This is a genomic window from Bradyrhizobium sp. HKCCYLRH2060 (assembly GCF_051168135.1).
GTDB lineage: Bacteria > Pseudomonadota > Alphaproteobacteria > Rhizobiales > Xanthobacteraceae > Bradyrhizobium.
In genome coordinates this window covers 22,162-35,451 of sequence record NZ_JBNPUK010000014.1, presented here as the reverse complement: position 1 = coordinate 35,451, position 13,290 = coordinate 22,162, and the positions used below count along the sequence as shown (strand labels likewise).

Below are 13,290 nucleotides of genomic sequence, written 5' to 3'. Positions count from 1 at the left end.
GGCGCGCTACGCCGCCTGACGGTCCGAGACCAGCGCCGTCAGCCGCGCCGATTGCTCCGGGTTCAGTGCGAACTGCACCAGCGCGGTGCGGTCGCCGACGCGGGTCACGGTCCCCGGCAGATCGGACACCATGCCGGTGATGGCAAGCGTCACCGACGTGTTCATCGTCAGACGAACCGGAACGGCTTCGAGCAGGGCGCCGCCGAGCGAGAGGTTGCGCACGGTGACGGGGATCGCTTCGCCGTTCACCTGCAGCGTGCCCGGGCGATTGATGTTGAGCCGCGTCGACAGCCGGCGATCGACGTCGGCCGTCGAGGTCCGGATCACCCGCACCAGCTCGGTGCGCAGTCGCTGTACCTTGTCGGCGACAACGGTCGAGCCGTCGCGGATGTCGGTCGAGCGCCGGCCGGCCTCGCTGGCCTCGCGCGAGACCTCGGCGATCTGGCTCGCGACCTCGCGCGCGGCGGCGGACGTCTCTTCGACCGTGCGCGAAATCTCGATGGTCACACCGTTCTGCGCCTGGATCGCATCGGCAATGCCGGAGGATACGGCTTCGACGTTGCGGATGACTTCGCCGATCGCCCCGATCGAGGTCACCGAGGCGCGCGTCGAGTCCTGAATCTCGGCAATCTGCTGCGCGATCTCGCTGGTCGCCTTGGCGGTCTGCTCGGCGAGCGATTTGACCTCGGAGGCGACGACCGCAAAGCCACGGCCGGCATCGCCGGCCCGGGCGGCCTCGATGGTGGCGTTCAGCGCCAGCAGATTGGTCTGGCCGGCGATCTCGCTGATCAGACTGGTCACGGCGCCGACCTTGTCGGCGGCCTCCGACAGCTTCGCGATGGTGGCCTGGGCATCGGACGAGGCGGCGACGGCCTTGCGCGTGAGCTCGCGCGACGAGCTGACCTGGCTGGAGATCTGCGAGATCGAGGCGGCGAGCTGGGCGGACGCCTTGGCGACCGTCTGGGTGGTAGCGAGAGCCTGCTCGGCCGCTGCCGCAACGCTGCTCGAGTTGCGCTCCAGCGTCAGCGCACTGTCGGTCATCGACTTGGCATTGTCGGCCATGTGGCCGGTGCCCTGCGCGACCTCGCCGACCGCGTTGCTGGCGGCCTGCTCGACGGCTTCGGCCATCTCCTGCAGCGCCCTGGTCTTGATGCGCTCGGCGACCTGGCGCTGCTCGTCTTCGAGCATCGCGGTCTGCCGCGCCTTCTCTTCGGTCTTCTGCCTGAACTGCTCGATCGAGCGCGCCATGTCGCCGAGCTCGTCGCTGCGGTTCTGCCCCGGCAGCTTGATGTCGAAGTTTCCGTTGCCGAGCTCGGTCAGCGCGCCGCTCATCGCGGCCAGCGCCGACGACATCCGCCGCGCGATGATCAGCGTGATCGATCCGATGATCAGCATCACCAGCATGGCGGCAATGAACACGCTGCGCTTGCTCTCCCACATCTGGGCTTCGAGATCGTCGACATAGACGCCGGTGCCGATGATCCAGCCCCAGGGCTCGAAGCCGGCGACATAGGACATCTTCGGCTGCGGCGCATCCTTGCCTGGCTTCGGCCACATGTAGTCGACGACGCCGGCACCCTGGCGCTTGACGACATCGACCATTTCGACGAACAGCCGCTTGCCGGTCGGGTCCTTGTTGTCAGCGAGGTTCTGGCCATTCAGCTCCGGCTTGATCGGATGCATGACCATCTTCGGACCCATGTCGTTGATCCAGAAATAGTCGCCGCTGCCGTAGCGCAGCTTGCCGATCCGCTCGGCCGCCTTCTTCTGCGCGACCTCGGGCGCCACCTTGTCGCGCGCGATCGCGTCATATTCCTCGCGGGCGATGCTGACTGCCGTCTGTGCCAGATGGCTCAGCTCGCTCTGCCGCTGATCCTTGAGAGCGGTCTCGAGGTTCTGGCTCTGCGTTGCGGCGAGCCCGACCAGTCCACAGAATGACAGGCCGATGATCGCGTAGATGCGGAGGGCGAGAGAGAAACGCGGCTTGGCCATGGGGCGGTCCGGACAAATGAGGGAGCTAGATGCAAGCCATTTTAAGGATTCGCAGTTGATGCCCGGTTAAGTGTGACTGGTAGCTAATTGCCGTATTCGCGAGGCGTTTCCGTAATTATACGTGCGACATTTTGTGAGTGAGTCGAGTAGTCGTGTAGTTCCGGATCAGGACATGTCGGGCCTGATCAGCTCGGTCGCGGTTTCATCCTTCAGTCGTGCGACCAGATCGGCGCGGCGGCTGAGCACCGCGCGCTGGTTGATATAGCCCTTGTCGGTGATCTCGCCGGCATCGAGCAAGGGCGGCTCCGCCATCAACAGCGCACGGCTCGCATAGCGCGACGAGCCGACCGCCTCAGTGCGAAGCCTGGCCAATCCTCGCGCGATGGCGGTGCGCACCGACGGATGCGCCAGAACGTCGCTGGCCGGGACCGTCTCGGCCAGCCCAGCAGCGCTGCGGCACGCTGCGATGTTGGGCACGACGAGAAAGTGCACCTCGTCGGTGCCGTGGCCGGCGATCACGATATCCTGCGCCAACGGTGCCAGCGCCGCGATGCCGGCGACGCGTAGCGCGCCGACGTTCACCCATGTCCCGGAGCTGAGCTTGAAATCCTCGGTGATGCGGCCGTCGAAGAACAGGCCGCGCTCCGGATGCTCGGGATCTGCGAGCTTCACCGCGTCGCCGATCCTGTAGAAGCCCTCCTCGTCGAAAGCCGCGGTCGTGATCTCGGGCGCCTTCCAATAGCCGGGCATCACGTTCGGCCCGCGCACGCGGACCTCCAGCTTCTCGCCGGTCGGCACCAGCTTGAGCTCTGTGCCGGGGATGGGCACGCCGATGTTGCCGGCGCGCTCGGCGAAGAAGTGGCAGTCGGTCGCGAGCGGCGATGTCTCGGTGGCGCCCCACGCCGACACCAGCGGCGCAGGACGGCCGATCGTGGCGCGGCTCATCTCGTTGAGCGCATCCCACAGATTTTGCGGCAAGGCCGCGGCCGCATAGAGGATGCACCTGACGCCGGAGAAAAATCTGCGGCGCAGATCGTCATCGGCCCTGAGTGCGGCGACCAGCATGTCGAAGCCGCGCGGGACGTTGAAATAGATCGTCGGCACTAGGCTGCGCAGATTGGCGAGCGACGTCTCGAACAGGCCGGGCGCCGGCTTGCCGCCGTCGATGTAGATCGACCCGCCATGGCTCAGCACCAGGTTGAAATTGTGGTTGGCGCCGAAGGTGTGACTCCATGGCAGCCAGTCGACGATGACGGGGCCGCCCTCGACCTCGCGCAGGAACGTCCAGAGCTGCGCCTTGGCCTGCTGGCTCATGGTCAGCATCCGGTGCGTGTTGATCACCGCTTTCGGCTGCCCGGTCGAGCCCGAGGTGAACAGCAGCTTGGCCACCGTGTCCGGCGTGACGGCGGCAAAGGCGCGGTCGACCTCGGCGCCTGGCTTCGTCGCGAGCAGGGTCTGCAGCGGCACCGCGCTCGTTCCATCGCCATCGCCGGCGATGATCGTTGCCCGGTGCAGGCCGTCGATGGCCGCGAGCGCGCGCGCGAACGGCTCGCGCTGCGCGACGGAGATGGCGCCTGGATCGAGCAGACGGATCATCGCACGCAGCTTTTCGTGATCCGTCGACATCAGCGAATAGGCCGGCGAGATCGCGCAGACGGGGACACCGACATGTTGCGCGGCGAGCGCCAGCACGGCATGGGCGATGCTGTTGTCGGAGAGGATCGCGAGCGGACGCTCGGGACCCAGGCCCTGGGCGAGCATCCAGGCCGCGGCGGCGCGGACCTGCATCAATGTTTCGCCGTAGGTGAGCCAGGTCCAGTTGTCGCCACGGCGTTCGGCCAGGAACGTGCGATCCGGGAAATGGCGGCCCCAATGCTCCAGCCATTCGCCGGTGCAGCGCGCGGCCGGCTGCAGCGGCATGCGCGAGCGCAGGATGATCGTGCCGTCGTCGCGCCTGACAGCCTCGATCGACGGCTCGGCGAACATCGCAGGCTCGGAGGCGCGGCGTTCTGCATCAGCCATGGCGTGTCTCCGGGCTGCGGGACGTGATCGCGGAAGCCGCAATGCGGGAGGAGGCGGGGAGGGAGGATGCCGCGCGGCAGGCGCCGCGATCGGGTGCCATCTGCCGCCGCATTGCGGTCGCAATGCAGGCAGCCGTCGTCGTCTTTGACGGCATGCGTTTCCCTCCCATGGTGTAGTCGTTGAGCGCGAGACTAACAGAATGGTTGTACTTTGCAATTATTGTGGATGTGACCAATTGGGGCGGCTTGCCCTGGCGACGGCATCGGTCTAGGCAGGGATGCTTCATGTCAGCGAGCCAGCATGCCCAAGAGCGCGAGCGCCGGAGCGCAGCGAGACGCAACCAGCCGGGAGTCCGGGATCGGTCTCGGTGAGCTCGAGAACCATCTCGGCTATTTCGTCCGCCGCCTGCAGCACTGGATCTTCCGCGACGTCAACGCCGCGCTCGCAACGATCGACCTCGACGTCATCCTCTATTCGATCCTGGAGACGATCGCCGCCAATCCCGGCGCCGCGCAGATCGCGATCGCCGGCGCGCTGGGCATCGAGCGCGCGCGCATGGTCGCGCTGCTCGACGACCTGCAGCAGGCCGGCCTGATCGTGCGCGAACGCTCCGCGCACGACCGCAGGGCCCATGCGCTCGGCCTGACGCCGCGTGGCCGCCTGATCCTGAAGAAGGCCAATGCACTCGTCGCCGCGCACGAGAAGCGGGTGGCACGCCGGCTCGGTGCCGACAACTATCGCCGCGCGCTCACCGCGCTGTCGCAGTTCGAGACGGACTAGGCTCGTCGCGAACGGGCCATGTCGCGAGCCTTCTGCCCCGCAAGCACGCATTGGTCATCACTCACACGGCACCCTTTACGCGGTACCGTGGTAACTCTACCTCAAACGAGGCAAAAGGAAAGATGCATCCTGAGGCTGTTGCCATCATGGATGCATTGCGGCCCTCAGCTCGCCGCTTCCAGCCGCTCTTCGGTCAGCAGCCGCATCGCGGCATCGGCATCCATCGGCTCGCCGAAGGCGTAGCCCTGGGCGTATTCGCAGCCGAGCTGGTAGAGCTCGACGGCATCGGAGTCGGTCTCCGCGCCTTCGGCCACCACGTCCATGCCGAGGTCGTGCGCCAGCGCGATGATCGATTTGAGGATCACGGGACGGGTGCCGCGCGCCGTGGTGCGCACGAACGACTGATCGATCTTCAAGGTATCGAACGGGAAGCGCTGCAGATAGGCCAGCGACGAATGGCCGGTGCCGAAATCGTCGATCGACAGGCCGACGCCGAGCTCGCGGATGCGCGCCAGCATCTGCGCGGCGTGCTCGGGGTTTTCCATCACGAGCGATTCCGTCAGCTCGATCTTGAGCGAGCCGCGTGCCACCGACGAGCGCGCCAGCACCGAGCGGATGTCGTGGATCAGGTCGTGGCGGAGCAGCTGGCGCGAGGAGACGTTGACGCTGGCGAAGATCGGCTCGCGCAGCCGCGTTGCGCGCTGCCACACCGAGAGCTGCCGCGCGGTCTGGTCGAGCACGAAGGTGCCGAGATCGACGATCAGGCCGATTTCTTCCGCGATGGTGATGAACTCGATCGGCGACATCCGGCCGAGCTTGGGGTGATCCCAGCGCGCGAGCGCCTCGAAGCCGGCGACCGAGCGATCCTCCAGCCGCACGATCGGCTGGTACAGGATCGTGATCTCCTGGCGCTCGATCGAGCGGCGCAGCTCGCTCTCCAGCGTCAGGCGGTCGTTCTTGCGCGCGCGCATCGCCGGCTTGTAGACGTCGATGCGGTCGCCGCCGATGCGCTTGGAGTGATACATCGCAAGCTCGGCATCCTTGATGATGTCCTCCGACAGCTGCGTCTGCGGATCGGACAGTGCGAGCCCGATCGAGGCGGTCAGGAAGATCTCGCGCTCGTTGAAGGCGATCGGCGCGCGGATGGTCTTGCGGATGGTCTCGGCGAACGCGGTGATGCGGGCGGGGTCCTGCTCCGACAAGAGGATCAGGCCGAACTGATCGCCGGCCAGCCGCGCCAGCGTGTCCTGGGGCTTGAGGATGCGCGACAGCCGCCGCGCCAGGGTCAGCAGGATGGAATCGCCGACCGCGATGCCGACGGAGTCGTTGACCTGCTTGAAGCGGTCGAGATCGATCACCATCAGGGTCGGCCGCATGGCCGGCATCGACTTGGCGAAATTGGCGACGGCGGCAAGACGATCGATGAACAGCTTGCGGTTGGGCAGGCCGGTCAGGTTGTCGTGCACGCTGTCGTGGAGCAGGCGCTCCTCGGCATTCTTGAACTCGGTCACGTCCGTCAAGGTGCCGACCACGCGCGAGACCTCGCCGTCGGAGCCGACCACGGGGCGCGCCTTCAGCGCGAACCACATGAAATGGCCGTCGGGCGTGCGCAGCCGGAAGTCCTGCACCAGGCGGCCGCGGCGCTGGTCGAGGACACTGTCGAGCGCGGCGCGGAAGCGGTCCTGATCGAGCGGATGCAGCACCTCGAGCCATTTGGCGGCCGGGCCTTCCAGCGTGCCGCGCTTGAGGCCGAGCAGGCTCTCGGTCTCCGGGCTGGTGAACACCTTGTCGGCGGAGACATCCCAGTCCCAGATCAAATCGCCGGAGCCGGCCAGCGCCAGCGCGCGGCGTTCGACGTCGGAGACGATGCCGGTGGTGGCGCCGCCGCCGGCGAAGGCATGCTGCATCACCGTGAAGCCGATCAGCATCACGATCAGCACGAGGCCGCCGAGCAGAGCGGGGCCGACGATGTCGTTGGTGACCTGGCCCGCGACCGTCATGCCGGCGGCGGCGACCCACACCGTGAGCAGGAACCAGGTCGGTATCAGCAGCACCGCGCGGTCGAAGCCGTGGCTGGAGAGATAGACGATCAGCGCAAAGCCGAGCACGGCGATCAGGAGCAGCGACATCCGCGCGATGCCCGAGGCCACCGCCGGGTCGAACAGCGCCACCGCGACCAGGGACCCTAAGAAGAACAGCCAGCCCAGCGTGATGTGCGAGTAGCGAACGTGCCAGCGCGACAAGTTGAGATAGGCGAACAGGAACACCAGCAGGGTCGCAGCGAGGATCGCCTCGCCCGCCGCGCGCCAGACGCGCTCGGCATTGTTCGACATGTCCAGGACCTTGCCCCAGAAGCCGAAGTCGACGCCGATATAGACCAGCACCGCCCAGGCCAGCGCCGCGGCCGCCGGAAACATGATGCTGCCCTTGACCACGAACAGGATCGTGAGAACGAGGGCGAGAAGTCCGGAGATGCCGATCACGATGCCCTGGTACAGCGTGAACGAGTTGACCTTGTCCTTGTAGGCCTCGGGCTCCCACAGATAGAGCTGCGGCAGCTTGTCAGTGCGCAGCTCGGCCACGAAGGTCACGACCGAGCCGGGATCGAGAGTGACGCGGAAGACGTCGGCGGTTGGGCTCTCCTGCCGCTCCGGCAGATCGCCGACCGAGGGCGTGATGGTGGCGATGCGCGACAGGCCGAGATCGGGCCACAACACGCCGGAGCCGACCACGCGGTAGTGCGGTGCCACGATCAGGCGGTCGAGCTGGTCGTCGGTGTTGTTGGCCAGCGCGAACACGATCCAGTTCTGGCCGCCCTCGCGGGCCCGCACCTCGATGCGGCGGACGATGCCGTCGGTGCCGGGCGCGGTCGAGACCTGGATGCGGTCGTTCTCGCTGCGCTGATGATCGAGGATGCCCGTGAGGTCGATCGCAGGCGCGTCGCTGCGAACGCTGACGGCGTCAACGGCCTGAGCGGGGGCAGCGGCACCACACATCACGAGGCCCAGCGCCGCCAACGACGCGAGGCACCTGATCAGACGCAATGTCAAATCTCCGCGTTCGACACCAATCCAAAGCGAAACACAAATCGAAAGAGGTCGTCGCCGGGCTAATTGGAGCCGTTCCAGGCACGGTTCAGATGTGCGCGATCATTGGCACGAAAGCGAGGAGAATCAAAGAGTTTCCAAACACGCTCTGTTTAGACTGCGCCTAGATTTCCAACACAATTTTGCCAATATGTTGGCTGGTCTCCATGCGTGCATGCGCTTTCGCGGCGTCCACGAGGGGAAAGGTCGAGTCCATCAGCGGCTTGATGCGGCCCTCGCGCAGGAACGGCATCACCTTGGCCTCGATCGCCGCCACCATCGCCGCCTTGTCGGCGTTGCTGCGCGGGCGCAGCGTGGATCCGGTATGGGTCAGGCGCTTCACCATCAGCTTGACGAAATTGACTGACGCCTTGGGGCTGGCGAGGAAGGCGATCTGGACGATACGGCCATCGATCGCCGCGGCGTCGTAGTTGCGCTCGATGTAGTCGCCGCCGACCATGTCCAGGATGACGTCGGCACCCTTGCCGCCAGTCGCCTCCTTGACCACGGCGACGAAGTCCTCCGTCTTGTAGTTGATGGCTCTGATGGCGCCGAGCTTGACGCAGGCGTCGGCCTTGTCCTGCGAGCCGACGGTGACCAGCACCTTGGCGCCGAATGCCGTGGCGAGCTGGATCGCCATGGTGCCGATGCCCGAAGAGCCGCCATGGATCAGCAGGGTCTCACCCGCCTTCAGACCGCCGCGCTCGAATACGTTGTGCCAGACCGTCATCAGGGTCTCGGGCAGGGCGCCGGCCTCCAGAATGGAGAGTGAGGAGGGGACCGCCATCGCCTGCGCGTCTTGTGCGATGCAATATTGCGCATAGCCGCCGCCGGCGACCAGGGACATCACGGTGTCGCCGAGCTTGTGCCGGACGGCGCCCTCGCCGAGCGCCACGACCTCCCCGGCCACTTCCAGCCCGGGCAGGTCGCTGGCGCCTGGCGGCGGCGGGTAGCTGCCGGAGCGCTGGGCGACGTCGGGACGGTTAACGCCTGCGGCCTTCACCTTGATCAGGATCTCGCCGGGGCCCGGCTTGGGGAGGTGCCGGGTTTCCGGCTTGAGCACCTCGGGTCCGCCCGGCTGGCTGATGGCGACCACGGTCATTTGCGCGGGCAGCTGTTCCATGAGAAATCCTTCGGCGAGGGCTGAAAGCGATGCTGCCGCGTGCTTAAGCCAGCCGGGGCATGGCTGGCAACCGGGAGGAGGGTGAGATGGCCAACGAGGACGACGACCGGCCGCGCAAGGCCGTTTCGCACGAGATCGGGCAGGATCTGTCGATGCTGTCGGTCGAGGAGCTGACCAGCCGGGTGGCGCTGCTCCGCGCCGAGATCGAGCGCATCGAGCAGGCGGTGGCGAAAAAGCGCGCCTCGCGTGATGCCGCCGCCAGCATCTTCAAGTCGTGAGCCTCGCGGCCGTGGAAACACGGTCGGCCAGTGGCCGACATGGCTAACGAAGATTGAAAAATTTTCGCCATTTACGGTTGATTAAGCTTTCGCGTTTACAACCGGAACCGTCCTCGTTTGGACACCGAGTGGCTCCTGTCCACTCTGTTTGACGCCTCCCTGTTATCAACTTCAAAGCCGCCGGAAACGGCGGCTCTTTTTTTTGCGCGCTCGCCGAGCCGGGCGAACCGGGCGGTCGCCCGTGGCGCGCTCGTCCATCCGCAGGCGGGCGATCGTGGAACGATTGTCGTACCTGCTCATTGCGCCCGTGCCGGTCTTCGGTCGCCAGCCGGTCACGCGCGAAAATCCTGTGCGCCGCGGCAGGCGTGACGATCCTGGTTCGACCACTGCAAACTATTGCCGTGATCATGGTTGCTAGTTGAGCTGATCGTGCGACTCGGCCTGAAACGGCCGTGTGGCAGTCGCAAGTGGTACGAGGGCACGGCATGGCCCACGCCGTGGAAACCATAAAAGGCGTTGCTGCTGGACTCTCGAAACCGGCCGCGCAATGATTTGTTCATCATACCGGCGCCGTTGCCGGGTTGCGTAAACAGTCGCGTTTAAGAGGCGTTAACCATGTCGGACCGTTTGCTGAGCGATGGCGCTCTGGTTCAGTTCAACGAGCGGCTCACCAATTCTGCTGCATTCGGCGCGCTGTTCCGGGAAGGCATGGATCTGGTCGAGGAGACCGCCGCCTATCTGGATGGCGACGGCCGCAACGAAGCCAAGGCGCTCGACCGCGCCGTCAGCCTGACCTACGCCACCGAGAGCATGCGCCTCACCACCCGCCTGATGCAGCTGGCGTCCTGGCTGCTCCTGCACCGCGCGGTGAAGGAAGGCGAGATGACCCTGAGCCAGGCCAACCGCGAGAAGACCAAGGTCAAGCTCACCGCCGCAGATCCCGGGCCGGATGATCTGCTGGAGAAGCTGCCGCAGCAGCTGCAGAGCCTGATCTCGCGCTCGATGAGCCTGCAGGTGCGGGTCCGCCGCCTCGACTCGACCATTCATTCCCCGCCGCCGGACCAGAGCGCGATCGGCAATCCGCTGGTGCCGCATCTCAACCGGCTGAAGGCTGCGTTCGAGCAGTAGGCCGCGGCATCGGGCGGCCCTGCCGGGCCGCTCGCCTCACCCGGAGGTCTCGTTGCGTCCAGCCCAGAAACAAAAACGCCCCCGTGTCCGGGGGCGTTTTGCTGTGAGCTGTCCATGGGCGCAGGCCAGGATGGCCGGTGCCGAGGGCCCAGGAAGGATCAATCCTTCTTGAGGAAGCCCTGGAACTTCTTCTGGAAGCGCGAGACGCGGCCGCCGCGATCCATGATCTGCTGGGTGCCGCCGGTCCAGGCCGGGTGCGACTTGGGGTCGATGTCGAGGTTGAGCTTGTCGCCCTCTTTGCCCCAGGTCGAGCGGGTCTGGTACTCGGTGCCATCGGTCATCACGACCGTAATCGTATGATAATTCGGGTGAATGTCGGCTTTCATGGCTGATCCTGCGGCACGATGCGAGGACATGATGCGGCGCGGCCGCGCCTGATCCTGTCGTCACTGAAGGGGGACAATTGGCCGGCTCTATAGCCCAAGGTTCTGCCCAAAACAAGCCAAGGTCGCGGTTGAACACCTTGGTACGTTTCCGGATTTGCCAAGCCCGGCCCGGCAGGCCTATCAGGACGGCAGATCGGTATTTGGAAGAATTCTCAGGTGGCCCATGAGCGCAGTGGAACGGCTTGACGAACGGCAGGGCGCTGCCCCAGGGCAGGATCCGGTCGGAGATGCCGTTGCGGCCGTCGAGGCATTGGCCGAGCCGGCAAGCCCTGTGCGGCGCTCGAAGCTGCGCCCGCTGCTGGCGCTGTCTCCCTATGTCCTGCGCTATCGCGGCCGCGCCCTCCTGGCGCTGATCGCGCTCACGGTCGCGGCCCTGACCACGCTGCTGGTGCCGATCGCGGTCCGCCGCATGATCGATTTCGGCTTCACGCCGAAGGGCATCGAGCTGATCAACAGCTATTTCAGCGTCATGATCGCCGTCGTGGCGGTGCTCGCGCTGGCAAGCGCGGCCCGCTACTACCTCGTCATGACGATCGGCGAGCGCATCGTCGCCGATCTCCGGCGCGACGTGTTCGCGCATCTGATGTCGCTGTCGCCGTCCTTCTTCGATTCCGCCCGCTCCGGCGAGCTGGTGTCGCGGCTCACCGCCGACACCACCCAGATCAAATCGGCGGCGGGGGCCTCCGTGTCCATCGCGCTGCGCAATCTGCTGCTGTTCATCGGCGCCACCGCGATGATGGTGATCACGAGCCCGAAGCTGTCCGGCTTCGTGCTGCTGGCGATCCCGCTGATCGTGCTGCCGCTGGTGGCGTTCGGGCGCTGGGTCCGGCGGCTGTCGCGAAACGCCCAGGACACGCTCGCCGACGCCTCGGCCTATGCGTCCGAGCTGATCGGCTCGATCAGGACCGTGCAGGCCTATACCAGCGAGAAGCTCGCCGCGGCGCGTTTCGGCGGCGAGGTCGAGCAGGCCTACGAGGCGGCGCGGGTCTCGACCCAGGCGCGCGGCGTGCTCACCGCGATCATCATTTTCATCGTCTTCTCCAGCGTGGTCGCGATCCTCTGGGTCGGCTCGCACGACGTGCTGACCGGCGCGATCAGCGCCGGCCGGCTCGGTCAGTTCGTGCTCTACGCGGCCTTTGCCGCCGCCGGCCTCGGCCAGCTCTCGGAAGTCTGGGGCGAAGTGTCGGCGGCGTCCGGCGCGGCCGAGCGGCTGTTCGAGCTGTTGCATGTGCAGCCGGAGATCACGGCGCCCGCGCAGCCGCGCCCGATGCCGGAGCCGGCGCGTGGCGACCTCGGCTTCGACCACGTCAGCTTCGCCTATCCGGGCCGCCCCGACGTCCGCGTCCTCGATGACGTCTCGTTTGCGATCCGCGCCGGCGAGAAGGTCGCGATCGTCGGCCCCTCCGGCGCCGGCAAGAGCACGCTGTTCCATCTTCTGCTGCGCTTCTACGATCCCGCCTCCGGCTCGATCTCGTTCGACGGTGTGCCGGTGCGCGCGGCCGACCCGCGCAGGATGCGCGAGCGCATCGCGCTGGTGCCGCAGGAATCCGTGGTGTTCGCGACAAGCGCGCGCGAGAACATCCGCTTCGGCCGGCCCGAGGCGGCCGACGCCGAGGTCGAGCGCGCTGCCGATCTCGCTCATGCCAGCGAATTCATCCGCCGCCTGCCGGATGGCTTCGACACCTCGCTCGGCGAGCGCGGCGTCACGCTCTCGGGCGGCCAGCGCCAGCGCATCGCCATCGCGCGCGCCATCCTGCGCGATGCGCCGCTGCTGCTGCTGGACGAGGCGACATCGGCGCTCGACGCCGAGAGCGAGACGCTGGTGCAGACCGCGCTCGAGGGGCTGATGAAGGACCGGACCACGCTGGTGATCGCGCATCGCCTTGCGACGGTGCTCTCCTGCGACCGCATCCTGGTCATGGATCGCGGCCGTATCGTCGAGCAGGGCACCCATACGTCGCTGGTTGCGGCCAACGGCCTCTATGCGCGGCTGGCCCGGCTGCAGTTCGAGGGCGTGTAGTTTCGGCCACACCGTGGATGAGCGGCAACACTCTCGGAATTCTTGTTCCCGACCCTGCAACCTTTCTCCCGCTTTATACGTTCCCTGCCGGAACAGATGGCGCGCCGTCCTGCTGCGCGCCCAACCGCACAGGAGCAACGCGCATGCCTTATCGTCGTGGCAGTTTTGCCCTCACCCCACCCTCGTTCGTCATCTTCGCGATCGCGCTGGTGCTCGCGCTCGTCGCGATGCTCGCGCACTACATGCACGCGTCGGTGCCGCTGCTGTCGGCAGCGCACGCCTTCGATGCGCTGGCGATTGCCTTCGTGGTGCTGACCATCGGCGTGCTGTTCCGCGGCGTGTAGTTGCTGGCCACCCCACACTCGGTGTCGCCCCTGCGAAAGCAGGGGCCCATAACCCCAGCCCGATATTTGAC

Annotated in this window: 10 protein-coding genes; 5 read left to right on the top strand and 5 right to left on the bottom strand. The window is 66.5% G+C overall.

The features are described 5' to 3' along the window. Window positions 1–6: 6 nt before the first annotated feature. On the bottom strand, window positions 7–1,992 hold the full coding sequence (locus ACQR10_RS24675) for a cache domain-containing protein (RefSeq protein ID WP_315804762.1): 1,986 nt from the start codon (window positions 1,990–1,992) through the stop codon (window positions 7–9). Between the two features lie 165 nt (window positions 1,993–2,157). Next, a complete protein-coding gene (locus tag ACQR10_RS24670) occupies window positions 2,158–4,014 on the bottom strand; it encodes a feruloyl-CoA synthase (protein WP_316216495.1) in 1,857 nt (618 codons plus the stop codon). Between the two features lie 300 nt (window positions 4,015–4,314). On the opposite strand from ACQR10_RS24670, the gene ACQR10_RS24665 reads away from it, so the two are divergent. After that, window positions 4,315–4,794: a MarR family winged helix-turn-helix transcriptional regulator gene (locus ACQR10_RS24665; RefSeq protein WP_316216496.1), complete on the top strand. Its 480-nt coding sequence runs from the start codon at window positions 4,315–4,317 to the stop codon at window positions 4,792–4,794. Between the two features lie 164 nt (window positions 4,795–4,958). Here the strand turns inward: ACQR10_RS24665 and ACQR10_RS24660 are convergent, their stop codons facing one another. After that, on the bottom strand, window positions 4,959–7,838 hold the full coding sequence (locus tag ACQR10_RS24660; protein WP_315804765.1) for an EAL domain-containing protein: 2,880 nt from the start codon (window positions 7,836–7,838) through the stop codon (window positions 4,959–4,961). A gap of 166 nt (window positions 7,839–8,004) precedes the next feature. Then, the gene (locus tag ACQR10_RS24655; RefSeq protein ID WP_316216497.1) at window positions 8,005–9,003 is read right to left on the bottom strand and encodes an NAD(P)H-quinone oxidoreductase; all 999 of its coding nucleotides are present in this window, start codon (window positions 9,001–9,003) and stop codon (window positions 8,005–8,007) included. A gap of 86 nt (window positions 9,004–9,089) precedes the next feature. Between ACQR10_RS24655 and ACQR10_RS24650 the strand changes: the two genes are divergently transcribed. Together ACQR10_RS24650 and ACQR10_RS24645 are read left to right on the top strand one after the other, a co-directional pair. Continuing rightward, complete coding sequence (locus tag ACQR10_RS24650; RefSeq protein ID WP_315713892.1) at window positions 9,090–9,281, top strand: DUF1192 domain-containing protein; 192 nt, start codon at window positions 9,090–9,092, stop codon at window positions 9,279–9,281. A gap of 615 nt (window positions 9,282–9,896) precedes the next feature. Then, complete coding sequence (locus ACQR10_RS24645) at window positions 9,897–10,409, top strand: DUF1465 family protein (RefSeq protein WP_315804767.1); 513 nt, start codon at window positions 9,897–9,899, stop codon at window positions 10,407–10,409. A 158-nt stretch (window positions 10,410–10,567) separates the two neighbouring features. Here the strand turns inward: ACQR10_RS24645 and rpmE are convergent, their stop codons facing one another. Beyond that, the gene (gene rpmE, locus ACQR10_RS24640) at window positions 10,568–10,795 is read right to left on the bottom strand and encodes a 50S ribosomal protein L31 (protein ID WP_012046762.1); all 228 of its coding nucleotides are present in this window, start codon (window positions 10,793–10,795) and stop codon (window positions 10,568–10,570) included. A 223-nt stretch (window positions 10,796–11,018) separates the two neighbouring features. On the opposite strand from rpmE, the gene ACQR10_RS24635 reads away from it, so the two are divergent. Both ACQR10_RS24635 and ACQR10_RS24630 read left to right on the top strand, forming a co-directional pair. Continuing rightward, on the top strand, window positions 11,019–12,875 hold the full coding sequence (locus ACQR10_RS24635; protein WP_316216498.1) for an ABC transporter ATP-binding protein/permease: 1,857 nt from the start codon (window positions 11,019–11,021) through the stop codon (window positions 12,873–12,875). 143 nt (window positions 12,876–13,018) lie between these two features. Beyond that, window positions 13,019–13,219, top strand: a complete 201-nt coding sequence (locus tag ACQR10_RS24630; RefSeq protein WP_006614616.1) for a hypothetical protein — start codon at window positions 13,019–13,021, stop codon at window positions 13,217–13,219. Window positions 13,220–13,290 lie beyond the last annotated feature (71 nt).

What these genes read in the sequence shown, in the direction of transcription:
- ACQR10_RS24630 (WP_006614616.1), top strand. Translation starts at nt 13,019, where the DNA reads ATGCCTTATCGTCGTGGCAGTTTTGCCCTCACCCCACCCTCGTTCGTC.
- ACQR10_RS24635 (WP_316216498.1), top strand. Translation starts at nt 11,019, where the DNA reads ATGAGCGCAGTGGAACGGCTTGACGAACGGCAGGGCGCTGCCCCAGGG.
- ACQR10_RS24645 (WP_315804767.1), top strand. Translation starts at nt 9,897, where the DNA reads ATGTCGGACCGTTTGCTGAGCGATGGCGCTCTGGTTCAGTTCAACGAG.
- ACQR10_RS24675 (WP_315804762.1), bottom strand. Translation starts at nt 1,992, where the DNA reads ATGGCCAAGCCGCGTTTCTCTCTCGCCCTCCGCATCTACGCGATCATC.
- rpmE (WP_012046762.1), bottom strand. Translation starts at nt 10,795, where the DNA reads ATGAAAGCCGACATTCACCCGAATTATCATACGATTACGGTCGTGATG.
- ACQR10_RS24650 (WP_315713892.1), top strand. Translation starts at nt 9,090, where the DNA reads ATGGCCAACGAGGACGACGACCGGCCGCGCAAGGCCGTTTCGCACGAG.
- ACQR10_RS24655 (WP_316216497.1), bottom strand. Translation starts at nt 9,003, where the DNA reads ATGGAACAGCTGCCCGCGCAAATGACCGTGGTCGCCATCAGCCAGCCG.
- ACQR10_RS24665 (WP_316216496.1), top strand. Translation starts at nt 4,315, where the DNA reads ATGCCCAAGAGCGCGAGCGCCGGAGCGCAGCGAGACGCAACCAGCCGG.
- ACQR10_RS24670 (WP_316216495.1), bottom strand. Translation starts at nt 4,014, where the DNA reads ATGGCTGATGCAGAACGCCGCGCCTCCGAGCCTGCGATGTTCGCCGAG.